Here is a 17,621-nt window from a genome sequence, read left to right as displayed (position 1 = left end):
CGCACCCGGTTCGTTCCGTTCGAAACGGATCGGCGGCATCGGAGAGACCTCATGGACAAGATCATTGCGGCCGCGGCGCTGCTCGCAGCCTCGGCATTGACGGTGTGGGCCGTGCCGGAAGCGGCATGGGCCGGCACCACGCCGGCGCCGCCCGGCGCCTATGCCTATATCGGCTATCCGAACGACGGCCAGGTCGTGCCGGCCAACAAGCCTTTTCGCGTCTGGTTTGGCCTGCGCTTCATGGGCGTCGCGCCGAAAGGCGTCAAATACCCGAATACCGGCCACCATCATCTGCTGATCGACACCGACCTGCCGCCGATGGACCAGGAGATTCCCTCGGATCGTCAGCATCTGCATTTCGGAGCAGGCGAAACGGAAACGATGATTCAATTGCCGCCCGGCAAACATACGCTGCAATTGTTGATGGGCGACGACATGCATATGCCCCACAACCCGCCGGTGTACTCGAAGAAGATCACGGTCATTGCGCGCTGAGCGATGTATGGCATGACGTACGGAAGCGCGCGTGATCGACTGTCGCGATGCAGCCAACCATTTCGAATGCGATGTTGGCTGCAATCCACCACTTCCCGTTTCATCTTCCATCGGCCAGGTTTCCGAGCCATGTTGCCGATTCGCTGAAGCCCTTTGCGAGCAGGCGTTTCGAGGTATCGACCGGAAGGGAGAGCACGGTTGGCATAGCTCATGCGTGAATGGCGTCCGAGCAGACAGGTTGCTCGATTCCCAACGCAGGACTATGCGCTTGCCCTTCCAGGAGATTGACCATGAACACGCTGACGATCAAGGATCTGTCCATCACCGAGCAACTCGACAGCCAGGCCATGCGCGCCGTGCGCGGCGGCAACGGCTATTACGCTCCGTGGTCGTCGTATTACAGCTTCGCGCCCGTGTATGCGCCGAACAACAGCAAGAACGTCGACGCGACTCAACTGATCAGCACGACGATGAATATCCAGAGCGCCAACGGTAACAACTCGGCGCTCGTCAACGGCACGACGACGCAGATCGATCCGCATGTGACGTCGAACAACAACATCTTCGTGTCCTGAGCGACGCGGCGCACGCGCGCCTTATTGTCCGCGCGTGCGCATTTCACAGACGAGTTGCTTAAAAGACCGCTTATTCAATCGTCTTTTCCATGCACCCTTCGCGCTTTCGACTGATTTTCGACTGATTGCCGCTCGATTTCCGCCTGTTTTCCCGTGCCGACATTTCCGCTGCTTCGTGGCCGAAGCCGCGCGGCAGCGATTCGGTCTCGAACGCCGGTTTTTCTCGCGGATAAAGCGGGTGCCACCGGAGACAATCGTGTCATCGTTGCTCGATTCCTTGCTGCCTGAATCTTCGGCTTCCCGCCGCGCTCTTTCCGCGATCGCGGCATCGAGCGGTATTGGCAGTGCACTGCGCGGCGTTTGTGCCGCAACGGTCTGCGCGCTGTCGCTGTGCGCCTGTGTCGATGTCAGCATGCCGGCGTACAGGCGCCCCGACACGCCTGCAAAGACAGCGTGGTCGGATCAGAAGGGCCCGCCGGTCTCGGCTGCCGCGACGATCGAGCGCGACTGGTGGAAGGGTTTCCAGGACCCGTATCTCGACACGCTGATCGACAAGGCGATTGCGGGCAACTTCGACATTCAGGTGTTGGCCGCGCGGATCGACGTCGCGAGCACGCAGATCAGCGAAGCCAAGGCAGGGGCCTTGCCGACCATGGACCTTGGCGCGGGCGCCGATTTCCAGAAGACCACCGGCTTGCCTTTTACGAAACAGTACAACCTCGCGACCCAGGTGAACTGGGACATCGATATCTGGGGCAAAGTCGAAAAAGGCGTGCAGGCGCAAAAGGCCGAATTTCATGCGAGCGAAGCGGATTGGCGTGCCGGTTATCTCGAACTGGTCGCGAATGTTTCCAGCACCTATTTCCAGATCCTGCAATTCGACGATCAGATCGAGCAGCAGCAAAAAACGCTCGGCACGAACCGGCAGATTCTGACGATTTACGAAGGCCAGGCGCGCAATGGCCTCGTGCCGCAAACCCTGGTATTACGGCAGCAGGCCGAAATCAACCGGTTGACGCATGACCTGTACGAATTGCGCCGCGCACGTGCAGTCGCCAATAACGCGCTTTGCACACTGATCGGCGTGCCGGCCGGCGAATTCCAGCTGCCGCCGGGCCATTTGCAAGAACGCGTGAAACTGCCGGTCGTGCCGGAGGGTTTGCCCGCGCAATTGCTGTCGCGACGGCCCGATGTGGTCGCCGCGGAATTCCGGGTACTCGAGGCGTATGACCTCGTCGGCCAGGCGAAGCTCGCGCAATTGCCGAGCATTGGCCTGACTGCCCAAGGCGGTACGGCGAGTTTCGCGCTGAATCAACTGTTGAAATCGTTTACGTTCGGCATCATGCCGAGCATCGATATTCCCTTGCTCGATCCGGGCGTGCGTGCGCATGTGAAAGTGGCCGAGGCGCAATCGAAAGTCGCCGAACAGCAGTATCGCGTGGCCGTCATGGGGGCGTTCGAGGAAGTCGAAAACGCACTCGTCAATCTGAGCGCGCACAAGCAGCAGCGCGAGGAATTGCTGCAGCAGGTTGCGCGTTTGCAGATCGTGGCCGATCAGATTCAGGCGCAATTGCGGCTTGGCGTCGTATCGCAACTCGAAGTTTTCGAAACCGAGCGGACTCTACTCGACGCACAGCAGGCGCTGCTCGAAAATCATCAGGAGATTCTGTCCGACACGGTACTGCTGTACAAGGCGCTCGGCGGCGGCTGGCCGAGCGTCGACGTGCAGGCGCAAGTCAAAGACAAGTAAAGGAACATTGAGCTAATCCGCGTGGTGGCGTACGGCGCGGGTATTTAGGCCGCGAATGACGCATCCGTGCTGTTCCCGGCAGACGATATGGAAATTGACACTCGCCATGCGTGACTTACAATTCTTTAGGGGTCTGCGTTCGCGCGGCTCCTCACGACAACATCGTTGCGCCGTGGTTCTTCGTCCCTGTTCCACCGTGTCCTTCGCGTTCCCATCGCGACAGGTACACGCTTAGTGATCCAGACAAAATGGCCGCCGGCGAAGATTCGATTGCTGAGATGCGCGCGACAGTGGACGCTGCCTTCGACGTGGTGCTGTCGCCGGTTGCGTCCGCGCAACGCCCGTCGTTCGACGCGATCCGCATCGTCGACACGCTGTTTGCTGTCGGCCGCAGCGAAGCACCGTTCAACGATTACCCCGCGCAGTGGACCGCGAGTCTGTCGCGCCGTCATGCGCGCATTTTTATCGAGCATGGCACGGTGTATGTGGCCGATCTCGGCAGCAAGAACGGCACGACCGTGAACGGCGTCGCGGTGCGACAAACGCCGGCGCGCGTGCGCGCGGGCGACGAGCTGTGCTTCGGCGGCGAGTTTCGCTACCGCGCCGGCATCGAGCCGCGCGCGCGCATCGTCGCGAGCAGCGGCGAGTCTTGCGCGCTTCGTCTGCTGCTCGCGCCGCAGCGCGACGACCTCGGTCTGCAACCGGTCGAAGTACACGCGTTTCCATTTCTCGTCAGCAAGACGGACGAGGTTTTCTCGCGTTACAAGGAACGCTATCCGCATCAGGTCAATTACATTTCGCGGCGCCATGCGCATCTGTTTCTGAAGAGCGGCGAGTTGTTCGTCGAAGATCTCGGCAGCACCAATGGCACGTTCGTGAATGGCGCGCGGCTCGACGAAGCGGCATTGCCGCTCGCGGACGGCGACGTCGTTGCATTTGGCGGCGATCATTTCGTCTACAGAGTGTCGCTACAGAAACAGCCAGACGTCGAGCCCACCGTGACCCAGATTTCACTGAACCCGGCCGCGGACAGCGCGGCCGATGCCGACAAGACCACATTCGTGGGCGCCGCGAATTCGTTCCTCGATATCTTTTGCGTCGATCCGGCGCTACAACGCGAGGACGAGGTGAACGAGGCGGCACAGGTGGCGGCTGCGCAGGCAAAGCGCGACGGGGCCTATTCAGGAAGAAACGGTGCGCAAGCCGCCAATGGTGTGGGCAATCGCGGCGGCGCAATCGGTAAGAGCACGGCGAAGCATGAAAAGAATGCCGCGAGAAGCCAGTCGCGCTGGCGCCTGCTGGCCGGAGAATTCAAAAAGGCGCTCGCCGACGGCGAACGCACGAACGTCCGTCGTATCGCGGCGTGGGGCGGCGCGGGTGTCGTCGTACTGGCCGGACTGGGTGTCGCGCTTTATCTGCATGGCTCGTCGGAGCGCGAGTTGAAGAACCTGCTCGCCAGCGGAGAGTACGCGAGCGCGGTTACGGTTGCGCGGAGTTATCTCGCCAATCATCCGACGGACACGAAAATCAGTGCGCTCGCGAGCGAAGCACTCTTGAAGGCGCAACTTCCAGGCTGGCTCGATACGCTGCAAAAAGCGCAATTCGATCAGGCCGATGCGCGGCTCAAGGAGATGAAGTCGTTGAGCGCGAACAATGCGGACGCGGGCTCGCTGGTCGGCGAATTGCAATGGGTCGGCGATCTGGAGCGGTTCGTCGTCGCGCGCGGTGGTGTCGATGCGCCGATCCGCATGTATGCGGACGAACCGACGATCAGCAACCTGCTGCGCCGCTGGAACGACGATGCGAGAACGCACCAGCGCGCGCTCGACCGGATTGCTGGCTACGTGCCTCAGTTCGCGGAGCCCTATGCGCTGGCGCTCAGTCATTTGCGCAAGCTGGAAAGCGACGATTCGGTGTATGTTGCCGCAATCGATCGGCTGAACGGCGTGATTCGCGCCGAGCTTGCGCGCGACAAACCCGATGCACTCCCGGCCGTACTCGACGATTATGCGCAGCGTTATCCGCGCCTTGCGGGCCTCGATCGCGTACGCGAGGACTTGCGCCAATACACGGCATTGCTCGATGCCGCGTTGAGCCGCCAATTGACGTCATTGCTCGCGATGATGAAGTCGGCGCATTTCAGCACGCCGCCGTTTCAGGCGCAATTCCGGCAACTGGCCGCCGCGCGCTTGCCTTCGGCGGAAATCGTCAGGCAGCAGAATCGGGTCGATGCCGCATGGCAGCGTGGCGATGCACAACAGGCGCTGGCCGGTTTGCAGTCGATGCCCGCGAGCGCCTGGTCCGACGTGTTCGCGGCCGAATCGGCGCACAAGAAAGCGCTGTTCGATCAATACACCGATTTGCAGAAAACGCGCGATGCCAAAGATTATGACCAGCGTCTGCTGTCGTTCTACGCGAGTCTCGATCCGCAAACGGATGCGTGGTTCGTGCAGTCGATTCAGAAGGACGTCGCTGCATTGCACGACAAAGCGCTTGCTCGTGCGCAGGACTCGATGCTGCGCGCGCAGAGCTTGTGGAGAGCGTATCGCGCGAGCGGTCCGATCGGCGGCACGCAACGGCTCGAAGCCGGCATTTCGCCCGGCTTTCGCAACGAGGCGCGCCTGCTTTCCGATGCGCAAACCGCGGCCCAACAAGGCATGCGCATCTACACGCAACTGAAGGCCGACCGTCCGGCCGACTTCGACCGCCTGCTCGCGGATATCGAGGCCGAGGCGAGTCTGCAGCGCCGCTCGCTGACCGAATTGCGGATGGTGCTCGACCCCGCGCTATTGAAAGCGAAGCTCTCGCTGATTGGAGGCGATCAGAGTGAAACGCGACCCACACCCTAGACCGTTGTCCGAGGCGCTCGAAGATCACAGCGTCGAAGGCATCGCGATTCTGACCTCGGAGCCGGTGCGGATCGCGCGCGCCTTGATCTGGGCGATGGTGGCGCTAGTCGTGACGGGACTGCTGTGGTCGTTCGTCGGCCGCGCGGACGTGATCGTCAGCGCGCCGGGCACCTTGTCGCCGGAATCGGAGGTACGGCGCATCTACGCGCCGATCGACGGCGAACTCGCCGACCTCTATATCGCCGAGGGACAGCCGGTGTCGAAAGGCGACGTGCTCGCGCGGCTCAATGCACGCGGCGCGATCGAAGCCGCGAGTAATGCGTTGCAGGCGCAACTCAAGCTCGAAGACGCCGAGCGCGAATGGAAGCAGTTTCCCGAGAAAAAGGCGCTGCTTGAACGCAAGGCCGCTGCATTGAAAGCGCAACTCGAAGTGGAAGAGCGACTGCACGAAAACCGCGTTTCCGAGGGTACGACGAAGCTGGCCGAAGGACAGAAAGCCGAACTCGATGAAGCCCGCAGCGCACTCGACAATGCGCGTCGCACGCGCGAAGCGGCACGCCAGGAACTCGACCGGTATTCGCGGCTTTTCGCGCAGCCCGGTGGCGGCGGCATTGCCGAATTGCAGGTCGAGCAGAAGCGCACGGCGGCGCTCGAAGCCGATAACGCCTATCGTGTCGCGCAATCGAAACTTGCGGAACTCGACTTCCGCCTGAGCCACGAATACGCGCAGGCGAATGCGCAACTGGCAACCAGCGGGCAGCAAAGCACTGATCTTCAGTTGCAATACGACTCGGCCGTGCGCGATATCACCGATGCCGAAGACAAGCTGCGCGTGCAATTGCAAAGCGCGCGTCTCGAAGCCGATGCGGCCGCGCGAGTCCGTTTCGAGAACATCGACAAAGATAACTTCCTGCTGATTCTCGCGCCGGTTTCGGGCGTCATTACCGACGTCACGTCGACGCAGCGCGGCGACAAGATTCAGGCGAATGCGCCGCTCGGCGGTATTGCGCCGAAAGACGCGCGGCCCGTGCTGAAGATCGAAATCGCCGAGCACGATCGCGCGTTTCTGCATGAGGGGCAACCGGTCAGGATGAAGTTCAATGCGTTTCCGTATCAGCGCTACGGGCTTATCAGCGGCACGCTCGCATCTATTTCTCCGGCGACGAAACCGTCGGTGCAGGACAAGCAGCCGGTCTACGAGGGCCGCGTCACGCTCGATAAAGACTACTACCAGGTGGCCGGCACGCGTTATCCATTGCGTTATGGCATGACCGCCAACGCGGAAATCGTCGTGCGCGAGCGGCGCCTGATCGACCTCGGTCTCGATCCGTTCAGACAGGTGGCGGGTTGAGCACAACGATGACACGTCAATCAAAGGAGCGGATCAAATGACCGCGATAGTGCGTATCGACGACGAAGTCGTGGACATCGACGAGTTCATTCGTCTTCTGAAACTGACGGGCCAGTTCGAGAGCCTGATCGAGCAGATCGTGCGCGACAAGCTCACCGTGCATGCGGCGAAAAAGCAGGGCGTGGCCGTGAGTGCCGAAGAAATCCAGCAGCGTGCCGACCAGTTTCGCCGCGTGCGCGGGCTGCATCGCGCGGCGGACATGAATCATTATCTCGACGCGCTGCATGTGAGCCTCGACGAATTCGAGGTATTCATTACCGACGGGCTCTATCAGGAGAAGATGCTCGACGAGGTCGGTAACGATGTCGCGATCCGCGATTACTTCGCGCTCAATTCACCGAAGTTCGATTCGATCGAGGTGAGCCATATCGTGCTCGACAGCGAGGGCAAGGCGAAGGAAATGATTTCGTATCTGCGCGACGACCCCGGCAGTTTCGCGGAAATGGCGCAGGAGCATTCGATTGCCGATACGCGCGAATCGGGCGGCGTAATCGGCAAGGTACTGCGCGGTTCGTTGAAACCCGATATCGAAGCGAAAATCTTCAATGCAGCGGTCGGCGATCTGCTCGGACCATTCGCCTCGGCGGACCGTTCGTGCTTCGAGATTTTCGCGGTGACGGCCAAATATCCGGCCATGCTCGACGCCGACGTGGCCACTGAAATCCGCCGCCTGCTGCGCGAGAGCTGGCTGATTGCCCGCGCGCAGGAACACGTGATCGAAGCGCGCTAACGCGCTCGCCCGATTCGAATTCGACGCCCATGGACGCTCCCCAGACCGCGCCTTCCACCGCCGAATTTCTGGCCTCGGTGGAAATACTGTCGCCGTTCTCGCGCGACGAGATCGAGCGGCTCGCCGAGTATGCGCAGGCACGTTTCTATTCGTTCGGTGAAACGGTCTGCTCGACCGGCGAAGTTGCCGATGGTCTGTATGTGATCCGCTCCGGTTCCGTGCGCATCTTTACCGAGGAGCATGGCAAGGAAACCAGCATGGGCGTGCGCAAGTCGGGCGAGATCTTCGCCGACATCGCGATGTTGCGCACGTATATCCACGAAGCGTCGGTGCGTGCTTCGGCAAAAACCGAATTGCTGTTTATTCCGCGCACGGCGATCGAGCCGGTGATGGCCGGCAATCAGGCGGCGTTGGCGTTCGTTGCGAGCTATGTTGCGATCAATTCGGCGGGCGGCTTCGTCGCGCAACTGTTCGATCTGCGCGGCAAGCTGAACAAGGCCGAACTCGAAGAATACGTGCGCAGCGTCGGTGCGAAGAAAGTGTCTGCCGGCAAGGAGATTCTCAGGCAGGATGGCCGTGACGATCGCCGTCTCTATGTGGTGCGGCAAGGCGAGGTTCGCATCGTCCGGCACGAGGAAGGGCGCGATTACACGCTCGCGACGCTCGGCGAGGGCGAGATATTCGGCGAAAAGGCGTGCCTGATGCGCCAGGAGCAGATGGCTTCGGTCGTCGCGTCCACCGACACGCGTTTGCTCGTGATTCCCGAACGCACGGTGCATTTCATTCTCGAACGCAATCCGAAGCTGCGCGAAGTACTCGACGAACGCATCCGTTATGGCGACCGCGAATTGCAGCGGCAAAAGCGCCTGGAGCAGCGCCGCAAGCTGCCGTTGATGCTCGATTTGCGGAGCAAGCCGGAATTCGGCGAGAAGATCATCAAGCGCTTTGCGCTCGTCGAGCAGGCCGAGGAAATGGATTGCGGTGCCGCGTGTCTCGCGATGATCTGCCGCCACTACGGCATTCCGATGACGCTCGGCAAGCTGCGCGAACTCGCGAACGTAACGACGCAAGGCGCGACGCTCGACAGCCTCGCGCGCGCCGGCGAATCGCTCGGCTTTGCGACACGCGGCGTGCAATGCACGTTCGATTCGCTGCGCGGCTTCGATCTGCCGTTCATCGTGCATTGGGAAGGCTATCACTACGTCGTCGTGTACGGGCTTTCGAAAGAGTATGTGTGGCTGGCCGACCCGGCGCTCGGCTTCAGAAAACTCACGGTGGAGGAGTTCGAGCGCGGCTGGAGCGGTACGTGTCTGCTGTTTACCGGTGGGCCGCAGCTATTGCAGATGTCGGCCGCGCGCTCGCCGTGGATACGTTTTGTCGGCTACCTGAAGCCATACCGGACGATACTCGGCTACCTGTTTCTCGCGACCTTCGTGATTCAGGTATTGGGCGTGATCCCGCCGCTGATTATCCAGAATATTCTCGACGGCGTGGTCGTGCATCAGAACGTGAGCTTGCTGCATCTGCTAATCGGCGGCCTGATTATTTCCAACGTGTTCTCGCAATTGATGTCGACGATTCGCGCCTATCTCGCGAATTTCATGGTGCGTAACATGGACTTCGCGATGATGTCGCAATTCTTCAAGCATACGTTGTCGCTGCCGTTCTCGTTCTTCGCGAAGCGAAAAACCGGCGATATCTTCGCGCGCTTTCAGGAGAACCAGACGATTCGTGCGTTTCTGACCGAGTCGACCGTGACCACCGCGCTGAATCTGCTGATGATCTTCATCTACTTCACGATCATGTTTGTCTACAACGTGAAGATGACGCTCGTCTTGATCGCGTTCGTGATTCCGATCATGGCCTTGACCGTTATCGCGACGCCGAAGATCAAGTCCTATGCGCGCGAGGTGTTCACCGCGTCGACCGAGGCAAAGTCGTTCCTGATGGAAGCGCTCTCCGGTGTCGAGACCGTCAAGGGTATGGGCATCGAACGGCCCGTGCGGCTGCGTTGGGAGAAGAAGTACGCGAAGGCGCTCGAATTGCAGTATCGCGCGCATGCTTTCGGTATTCTCGTCAGCTTCGGCAGCCAGTTGCTCAATGCGGCGACGACGATCGCGATTCTATGGGTCGGCGCGAATCTGGTGCTCGCGCATGAATTGTCGATTGGTCAGTTGATCGCGTTCAATGCATTCATGGGCAGCGTACTGGGTCCATTGATGGGGCTCGTCGGCCTGTGGAGCATGCTCAACGACGCGGGCGTGGCGATGGAGCGGCTCGGCGACGTGCTCGACATCGAGCCCGAACAGAAACCGCAGGACCTGCCTTCGCGAGTCATGCTGCCGGAACTGCAAGGCGAAATCAGCCTGAGCGGCGTCTATTTCCGCTATGGCGAAGACGATTCGGCTTATGTGCTCGAAAACATCAGCTTCGACATCAAGCCCGGCGAACTGGTGGCGATAGTCGGGCGCAGCGGCTCGGGCAAGACGACGCTCGCGAAACTGCTGGTCGGCTTCTATCAGCCAACCGAAGGCAAGATGACGATCGACGGCTACGATGCCGGTGTGATCGACAAGAACTATTTCCGCGCGCAGATCGGCTACGTGATGCAAAGCAATCTGCTCTTTTCCGGCACGATTGCCGAGAACATCGCGAGCGGCGACGATGCGCCCGAGCGCCGCCGCATCGAGGAAGTCGCGAAGATGGCCGACGCGCATGGCTTTATCAGCAAGATGCCGCTCGGTTATGAGCAGATCGTCGGCGAGCGCGGTATCGGGTTGTCGGGCGGGCAGATCCAGCGGCTCTGTATTGCACGCGCGCTTTATCACGATCCGCGTCTGCTCGTATTCGACGAAGCGACCTCGGCGCTCGACTCGCAATCGGAGAGCAATATTCTCGGCAATATGCACGACATTCTGCGAGGCCGCACTGCGATAATCATCGCGCACCGGCTCAGCACGATCATGCGCGCGGACAAGATTCTCGTGCTGTATGAAGGCGCGATTGTCGAACAGGGCCGTCACGAAGAACTGATTCAACGCGGCGGCATGTATTACCAGCTCGTGCAGAAACAGTTGAGTGCATCATGATGAAGATACTCGATCAGACGGAAGAGGCCAGTCCCGCGATTTCGTATGCAGGGCTGATCGAGCGGATCGAGATTCTGCGCTCGACGTTGCGCTGGTCGTCGCGGCTCGAACGCGCGGATATCGACAAGCTGCTCAGGCAAGCCACCTCGCTGCGCGACGAAGTGATGCAGCTTTCGCACAAGGAGCGTTTCGTGCAGGCGGCCGTGGCCGCCGAGCCGCAGGAGTCCGCGGATCAATCGCGCGGCGCGCGCCGCAAGGCATTGCTCGAACGCAGCTTTATTTTCGAGGGAACGTTCGGTGACAATCCGCGCCTGCTTGAATCGCTCGAAATCGCCGAGAAAGCGGCGCCGACCGATTTGCCCGTGTTGATCGACGGCGAGAGCGGCACCGGCAAGGAGTTGATGGCAAAAGTGATTCACGCGAATGGCGCGCGTGCGGACAAGCCGTTTATCTCCGTGAATTGCGGCGCGATTCCAGACAACCTGCTTGAATCGGAACTGTTCGGTCATCGCAAGGGCGCGTTCACGGGCGCATCGAATGATCGCAAGGGCAAATTCGAAAGCGCGCATACGGGGACGATCTTTCTCGACGAGATCGGCGAATTGCCGCTGGCGGGGCAGGTGAAACTGCTGCGTGTGCTCGAAGCGCACGAGATTCAGCGTGTCGGGTCCGACGAAACGATTGCGGTCGATACGCGCATTGTCGCGGCGACCAATCGCAATCTGCGCAAGCTCAGCGAAGAGGGCAAATTTCGCGAGGATCTGTTCTATCGGCTCAGCGTGATTCACGTAACGCTGCCGCCGTTGCGCGAGCGTCGCGATGAAATACCGCTGCTGATTGCATGGTTCGGCGACGAGGCGGCCGGCAGCCTGAAGCGCCGGCCCGTCAGATTGACGCCGCGTTTGCGGGACTTTTTGTTGAGCTATGCGTATCCCGGCAATATCCGCGAATTGCGCAACGTGATGTACCGCATTTCATGTCTCGCGGGCGAGATGGCCGACGTCGATCATCTGCCGCTCGATATGCGGCCCGCTGCGCCTGGTTCCACGACGGCCGCCGCGGATGATGGCATGCACGCAAACGGCGCACAGCCGATCAGCGTCGCGAATCTGATGTCGTTGAGCGACGCGAAGCGTGCCGCGAGCGACGACGCCGAAAAGGCGTTTCTCGAACGTGGACTGCGCGAGGTGAGCGGCACCGTTGCCGAACTGGCGAGACGGATCGGCATGAACCGCTCGCATCTGCAGATGCTGCTCAAAAAGCATGGACTGCATTCGAAGGATTATCGCAATCGCAATGTACCGGCGGGAAAACAGAACGGCAGCGACGAGCCGGAGGAAGAAGACGGCGAAGCCTGAAGTCCGGTCGGCTCCAACGCGATCCGGAACCGCACGCAAAAGCGCAAGAAAAGCCGCGCTCACGGCGCGGGATTCAATAAGGTCTTCTCCGACGCATTCGGGTCTTGCGCTTCGACGACCACGGCCGTGATATTGTCGCGTCCGCCGCGTGCGAGCGCGAGTTCGACCAGGGCTCCGCATACGTTCTCGCGCTCGGTGGACGTCAGCACGCCGGCGATGTCGGCGTCGCTCAGTTCGTTGCTGAGGCCGTCGCTGCACAGCAGGAACAGGTCGCCGTCGGCGACTTCGATGGCATCGTCGTCGAGTTCGAGCAGGTCCGTTGCGCCGACCGCGCGCGTAATCATGTGCTGCGCGGGATGATGGCGCGCTTCTTCCTCGGTGATGACGCCGAGCGAGCGCAACTCCTCGACATGGCTGTGATCGCGCGTGAGTTGCCGCAACTGTCCCGCGCGATACAGATAGATGCGGCTGTCGCCTGCCCATACGTAGCCGCAAAAACGATCGTACGCGAGCAGCACGACCACGGTGCTGCCGATTCGCTGCACCCGGCGGCGCGCGGCCTCGTCGCGTAGCTGGCGGTTCGCGCCTTGCAGCCGCGCGCGCGTATCGGCGATCAGGGTTCTGATGCTGCGCGGCGCCGCGAGCCGGCTCAACGCTTCGATCACGGTGCGGCTCGCGAGATCGCCGACCGCGTGCCCGCCCATGCCGTCGGCGACGGCCCAGCGGCCGGCTTCGGGCAGATCGAGGCAGGCGTCTTCGTTGATTTCGCGTACGCGTCCCGCGTCGGAGCGCGCGGACGACGTCCAGCGAAATGGGCTCGCACAGGTCACAACGGCTACACCATATCGTTTCTGCTGCGTGCGTCGGGAGAGACGTTGATGTTCGAGTTCGAGCCGGTGTTGCGCACGTCGACCGACTGGAACTGGTTGATCATCTGGTTAGCATAGAAGTTGTTGGACACCTCGTACAGATTGACGACGGGTCCGATGCTCGGCGTTTGCGGCACGTAGGGCTGAATCCAGCCATATACCCACGGCGCGCCACCGCCGCCGCGAATCGCGGCCATCGCCTTGCGGTCGAGCGCGAGGTTCAGCGGGAGATCATCGACTGTGATGCGGGACATGGCGTTCTCCGGTTCGTCGCGTGTGCAACGCGCGCGGTTGAAGGATGTTGCGGACAACGATGCAAGTGCCATGCCAATGTGTGCCGAGCGCCGCGCATTTCGGGCCGTGCGTTGACTGTCGGGCGATTCCGGACGCCGTGCGTGATGCAAGGGACGACGCCAATGGCAATGAGTCGGCCTGCGGCCAACACACGCGCATTCGAATCGGTGTGTGCCCCAACACGTCGAACGACTTCCTGGTGTTTTTCCCGAGGCCGGCCTGCCGCGCGGTACGCGCTCCTACGAGTGCCGCAAAAGAGCGCCGCGCGCCAACATATCGACGCGAATCCTGTCGGCTTGCCGCCGACATCCTCACCCTTCAGAAAATCCGAAATCAGCCGAAAACCCTGTAAACAAGGGCTTTTCCATGCATGGCCCGGATGATGCGAAAAGCTGTCGCAACCGTGTTGGAAATCCGAACGAGGCCAGCCATGAACACCCGCACGCTCGATACAGGCAAGGAAAGCCGGCAACGCAGTGACGCATCATCGACGATCGATCTGCCGATCGGCGCGCATCTCGTCACGCAACGCAACGGCTACGAACATCACGGCATCTATGTCGGCAACGGCCGCGTCGTTCATTACGCCGGCTTTGCGAGTTCGGCGCATCGCGGGCCGGTCGAGGAAGTGGAGATCGCGCGCTTCGCGGCCGGTCATCCGCTGTCGATCCGTCCGACGCCGAGCGCCCGCTATGCCGGCGACGAAGCGGTGCGCCGCGCGCGTTCGCGTCTCGGCGAAAACCGCTACCGCCTGCTGACCAATAACTGCGAACACTTCTGCGCATGGTGCCTGCTCGGCGAAAGCCGCAGCGAACAGGTGCATTGCTGCCTGCGCCATCCGCGTACGGGTATGCGCGCGCTGATGTGTCTCGTGAAGGCGTTCGTCGAAAGCGGGGCGAGCAACGGTGCAAAAAGCCGCGGACGTAGTGCGCGCGTCGCGCAACTCGCGTGAACGTAGCGCAATCGGGGCCGCGCGCGCAGCAGCAGAAGATTCGAGGAGAGCATCATGGTTGCCGTCGAAAAAACCTTGCGCTGGGCCGTCGACAAATGGCTCGCGCCAACGCCGTCGACGCCCGCGCGCGTCGTGCGGTTCTGCCATCGCACCTCGCAGCGTTATGTCTGCGTCGAGGCGCTGAAGCCCGAAGGACTGCTGTCGATCTTCTTCTTCCGTCACGGCGACGGCTCATGGAACGTGTTTCCGCCGCAAGCCGAGCGGCCTGCAATGAGCGGACAATGCCGCGCGGTGCCCGCCTGCTAGTTTCAAGTAGTCTCAAGCAGTTTCAAGTCGGCACAAGCTTCGGGCCTCGAGATGCAAATCACGCAAATCCCTAAGCGGCCGCGGCCTTCGTGATCCATTGACTGAATAGCACCATTGCCGGTGTCATCGGCTTGCTCTTCAGACAGGTCAGCCAGTAGCTGCCCGCCTGGACTTCCACGTCGAACGGGCGCACGAGACGTCCCGTGTTGATCTCATGCTCGAACATCAGTGCGGGCGCGAGTGCGATGCCTGCGCCCTGCATCGCGGCTTCCGCCATCAGCCGCGACGAATCGAACACCGGCCCGCGCACCGGCCGCGGCGCGATGCCGGCGGCGGCAAACCAGCTCATCCAGTCGTCCACGCGATAGGAGCGCAGCAAGGTTTCGTTGGCGAGATCGTCGGGTCGCGCGAGACGCGCGGCGGTCTCCGGCGTGCAGAGCAGCGTGAGCGGCGCGTCGAGCAGTTTTGTCGCGAGCGAGCCGGGCCATGTGCCGTCGCCGAAACGGATCGCGAAATCGAGGCCCTCGGTCGCGAGATCGACGAGGTTGTTGTTCGTCAGCAGTTGCAGTTCGACGAACGGATGCGCGTCGCGAAACGATTTGAGCCGCGGCATCAGCCAGCCGACCGCAAACGTGCCCACCACGCCGACCCTCAGCACCTCATGAAAGTGACCGCCGTCGAACCGCCTGAGTACGGCCTCGATGCGATCGAATGCATCGGAGAGTACCGGGCGCAGCGCGAGACCTTCTTCGGTCATCGCGAGGCCGCGCGGCAGACGCTTGAACAACGCGGTGCCGAGCCGTTCTTCGAGCGAGCGGACCTGCTGGCTGACGGCAGCCTGGGTCACGTTCAGTTCGAGCGCGGCGCGCGTGAAGCTCAGATGTCGCGCGGACGATTCGAAGGCGCGCAACGCGTTCAGCGGAAGATACGGTCTCATGGTGCAGGCATTAGATTTTCTTGTGAGCTGGATAAATTAGCATCGTTGACGGCGACCGTATATCGTCGCGTCAGATTTTGTTCAGAAGAATTGTGCGACACTAGGGCCGCATCGAAGAGGGCGAGCACCGGCGCGGCGACGCCTGGACGATAACGGGCGCGCGGCGTGAAGCGGCAGGGAGGGGACGGTGACGGGCGGCTACGGCGGTTGCCTCGATGTGTAGCGAGAAGTTGACTGTTCAGATGGAATGATCGACATGTTCCGCCGGCGCGCGAGTGAAGGCGTCGGCTCGTTCAACCGTACGTCATTACCCTCGATCGGGAGCCCGCTATGTCCGTGTATGTTCTGGCTTTGCTCATCGGTGTCGTCGCCGGCCTGCGCGCCATGATTGCACCCACCGCCGTCAGTTGGGCCGCGCGTCTGGGATGGCTGCCCTTGCAAGGCACGCCGCTCGCTTTTTTCGGTTTTGCTGCCACCCCGTATATCTTCACCGTGCTGGCCGTGGTCGAACTGATTACCGATCAGTTGCCCGAAACACCGAGCCGCAAGGTGCCGCTGCAGTTCGGGGCGCGCATCGTGCTCGGTGCGTTGAGCGGCGCGGCGATCAGCGGGGCGCATGGCGGTCTCGCGGGTGGTGCGATCGTCGGCGTACTCGGGGCGGTGCTCGGTGCGGTCGGTGCGATCATCGGCACGCTCGGCGGGGCCAAGGCGCGCGGCGCGCTGGCGCGAATGTTCGGGCGCGATGCACCGGCGGCGCTGATTGAAGACGTGGTGGCGATTGTCGTTGCTGTGCTGCTCGTCGTGTCGCTGCACGGCTTATGAGGATTTTCTGTCAATGGCGGGACGCTGTGCGCGTCCCGCCGCCTTCGTTCGATAGATCGAGCCGATCGACTAGCTGGCGCGAGCGACTCGCGAGCCGGCCGTGATGTGCTTGACCGGCGCGGCAGCGGTTGTTGCGTTCACGCAATCGATGGCTCACTGTAAAAGGAGGCGGCGAAGCGGAGAACGTGGGAAACGCTCGATAAATAGCGCGGGCGTCTCAAGGTGGGTTTTCGCGGGGGAGTGGGAACGTTGGATGGGAATGTGAACAGGAAAATGCGAGTGTCTGCTGAACGGGCTGGCTTAGATACCCGTTCGCGCGAGCAGAGAGATATCGTGGAGTTTACCTTCTGCAATGTTTGGTCGCCAGTACCTCGCGGCTGATCTATCAGGTAGATCGACGGTCATGGCGTGCCAGGTCAACCGCTTTGCTATTCATCGGGACACGGTTTGTGTTTACGAGGGCCGTTTGCCACTACTCGTTTGCACGACAATCCAATACCGTGGAACTCCTTTGTGAAAACCGGCCCGCCGACAAAATCTATCGACACGACTGACGATGAAAAACATTTTCTTGCGCACGTTCGCCTTGCTGGCCGTTGTTCTGGGCTTGAGCATCATGCAGTCCGCCGTGGCGGCGGAGACGCCCGAAGCGACGGTCCGGGAGTTCTACACCTGGTACATCGGAAAGCAGGACACGCGCGATGCCCACTACTTTCAGCTAACGGACAACGCCATCTATCGCTACGTGTCGAAAAACACGGTAGATACGTTGAGAGACGACTACAAACACCACCGTCTCCCTGGGGATGCCGACTACTTCACGCGCGTTCAGGATCTCGACCCGCATGTATGGCTTGAAACGATGCTCGTGCATCCTGCCATCATGCTCGATGGCGTGGCCGTTATACCGGTGACTTTTGGCGTGAAGCCACAGGATAGGCAAAACCTCGTGGTGTTCGTCGCGAAGGAGAACGGGCACCGGCGAATCACCAAGGTAGAGGACACCCATAACGGCTACCTCGGCTATCACCAGTACGATGCGGCAGACTAGAGCGTGTTAGATGGTATGGACGCCTCCCCCCGGCAACGGGTAAGGGAAGCCAGGCGACAGAGCGCATCTGCAACTGCCTGTACAGTGGATGCGTCGTGCCCATCAGCTCACGCAGGAGGTTTCCAAATGAAGA

The 17,621-nt window shown here is 61.3% G+C and carries 16 protein-coding genes; 12 read left to right on the top strand and 4 right to left on the bottom strand.

The features are described 5' to 3' along the window. The first annotated feature begins 51 nt into the window (after positions 1 to 51). Both GXB81_RS13225 and GXB81_RS13220 read left to right on the top strand, forming a co-directional pair. Positions 52 to 495 (top strand): DUF4399 domain-containing protein, encoded by a 444-nt coding sequence (locus tag GXB81_RS13225; RefSeq protein ID WP_205989355.1) that lies wholly within the window; start codon positions 52 to 54, stop codon positions 493 to 495. 290 nt (positions 496 to 785) lie between these two features. After that, positions 786 to 1,070 (top strand): hypothetical protein, encoded by a 285-nt coding sequence (locus GXB81_RS13220; protein WP_167042599.1) that lies wholly within the window; start codon positions 786 to 788, stop codon positions 1,068 to 1,070. Between the two features lie 21 nt (positions 1,071 to 1,091). Here GXB81_RS13220 and GXB81_RS13215 read toward each other — a convergent pair whose 3' ends face one another. Beyond that, positions 1,092 to 1,484, bottom strand: coding sequence for a hypothetical protein (locus tag GXB81_RS13215; RefSeq protein WP_205989377.1), 393 nt, complete (start codon positions 1,482 to 1,484; stop codon positions 1,092 to 1,094). On the opposite strand from GXB81_RS13215, the gene GXB81_RS13210 reads away from it, so the two are divergent. The 6 genes from GXB81_RS13210 to GXB81_RS13185 all read left to right on the top strand — a co-directional run bounded on the left by GXB81_RS13210 (position 1,408) and on the right by GXB81_RS13185 (position 12,257). Next, positions 1,408 to 2,820 (top strand): efflux transporter outer membrane subunit, encoded by a 1,413-nt coding sequence (locus tag GXB81_RS13210; RefSeq protein WP_205989376.1) that lies wholly within the window; start codon positions 1,408 to 1,410, stop codon positions 2,818 to 2,820. The two genes, GXB81_RS13215 and GXB81_RS13210, sit on opposite strands and share 77 nt — an antisense overlap. A 248-nt stretch (positions 2,821 to 3,068) precedes the next feature. Further along, on the top strand, positions 3,069 to 5,669 hold the full coding sequence (locus GXB81_RS13205; RefSeq protein ID WP_205989354.1) for an FHA domain-containing protein: 2,601 nt from the start codon (positions 3,069 to 3,071) through the stop codon (positions 5,667 to 5,669). Then, positions 5,647 to 7,020 (top strand): HlyD family efflux transporter periplasmic adaptor subunit, encoded by a 1,374-nt coding sequence (locus GXB81_RS13200; RefSeq protein WP_167042595.1) that lies wholly within the window; start codon positions 5,647 to 5,649, stop codon positions 7,018 to 7,020. The genes GXB81_RS13205 and GXB81_RS13200 overlap by 23 nt, the downstream gene beginning before the upstream one ends. 37 nt (positions 7,021 to 7,057) lie before the next feature. Then, on the top strand, positions 7,058 to 7,810 hold the full coding sequence (locus tag GXB81_RS13195; RefSeq protein WP_205989353.1) for a peptidylprolyl isomerase: 753 nt from the start codon (positions 7,058 to 7,060) through the stop codon (positions 7,808 to 7,810). Positions 7,811 to 7,839: 29 nt separating this feature from the next. Beyond that, positions 7,840 to 10,899, top strand: coding sequence for a peptidase domain-containing ABC transporter (locus GXB81_RS13190; protein WP_205989352.1), 3,060 nt, complete (start codon positions 7,840 to 7,842; stop codon positions 10,897 to 10,899). Next, positions 10,896 to 12,257, top strand: a complete 1,362-nt coding sequence (locus tag GXB81_RS13185) for a sigma 54-interacting transcriptional regulator (RefSeq protein ID WP_205989351.1) — start codon at positions 10,896 to 10,898, stop codon at positions 12,255 to 12,257. The genes GXB81_RS13190 and GXB81_RS13185 overlap by 4 nt, the downstream gene beginning before the upstream one ends. Before the next feature lie 59 nt (positions 12,258 to 12,316). Here the strand turns inward: GXB81_RS13185 and GXB81_RS13180 are convergent, their stop codons facing one another. Both GXB81_RS13180 and GXB81_RS13175 read right to left on the bottom strand, forming a co-directional pair. Beyond that, complete coding sequence (locus GXB81_RS13180; RefSeq protein ID WP_205989350.1) at positions 12,317 to 13,087, bottom strand: protein phosphatase 2C domain-containing protein; 771 nt, start codon at positions 13,085 to 13,087, stop codon at positions 12,317 to 12,319. Positions 13,088 to 13,092: 5 nt separating this feature from the next. Beyond that, the gene (locus tag GXB81_RS13175; protein WP_167042585.1) at positions 13,093 to 13,380 is read right to left on the bottom strand and encodes a hypothetical protein; all 288 of its coding nucleotides are present in this window, start codon (positions 13,378 to 13,380) and stop codon (positions 13,093 to 13,095) included. A 470-nt stretch (positions 13,381 to 13,850) separates the two neighbouring features. Between GXB81_RS13175 and GXB81_RS13170 the strand changes: the two genes are divergently transcribed. Further along, the gene (locus GXB81_RS13170; RefSeq protein WP_167042583.1) at positions 13,851 to 14,372 is read left to right on the top strand and encodes a lecithin retinol acyltransferase family protein; all 522 of its coding nucleotides are present in this window, start codon (positions 13,851 to 13,853) and stop codon (positions 14,370 to 14,372) included. A gap of 54 nt (positions 14,373 to 14,426) precedes the next feature. Then, positions 14,427 to 14,678, top strand: a complete 252-nt coding sequence (locus GXB81_RS13165) for a hypothetical protein (protein ID WP_167042581.1) — start codon at positions 14,427 to 14,429, stop codon at positions 14,676 to 14,678. 70 nt (positions 14,679 to 14,748) lie between these two features. Here GXB81_RS13165 and GXB81_RS13160 read toward each other — a convergent pair whose 3' ends face one another. Next, complete coding sequence (locus GXB81_RS13160) at positions 14,749 to 15,615, bottom strand: LysR family transcriptional regulator (protein ID WP_167042579.1); 867 nt, start codon at positions 15,613 to 15,615, stop codon at positions 14,749 to 14,751. Between the two features lie 330 nt (positions 15,616 to 15,945). Here GXB81_RS13160 and GXB81_RS13155 point away from each other — a divergent pair, with 330 nt between their 5' ends. Together GXB81_RS13155 and GXB81_RS13150 are read left to right on the top strand one after the other, a co-directional pair. After that, entirely contained in the window at positions 15,946 to 16,437 is a 492-nt protein-coding gene (locus tag GXB81_RS13155; RefSeq protein ID WP_167042577.1) for a DUF4126 domain-containing protein, read from the top strand. Positions 16,438 to 16,993: 556 nt separating this feature from the next. Continuing rightward, a complete protein-coding gene (locus GXB81_RS13150) occupies positions 16,994 to 17,488 on the top strand; it encodes a DUF3828 domain-containing protein (RefSeq protein ID WP_205989349.1) in 495 nt (164 codons plus the stop codon). Positions 17,489 to 17,621 lie beyond the last annotated feature (133 nt).

Origin of the sequence: Paraburkholderia sp. Ac-20336 (genome assembly GCF_017105025.1) — a bacterium.
Classification (GTDB): Bacteria; Pseudomonadota; Gammaproteobacteria; order Burkholderiales; family Burkholderiaceae; genus Paraburkholderia.
This window is presented reverse-complemented; position numbering and strand designations above follow the sequence as displayed.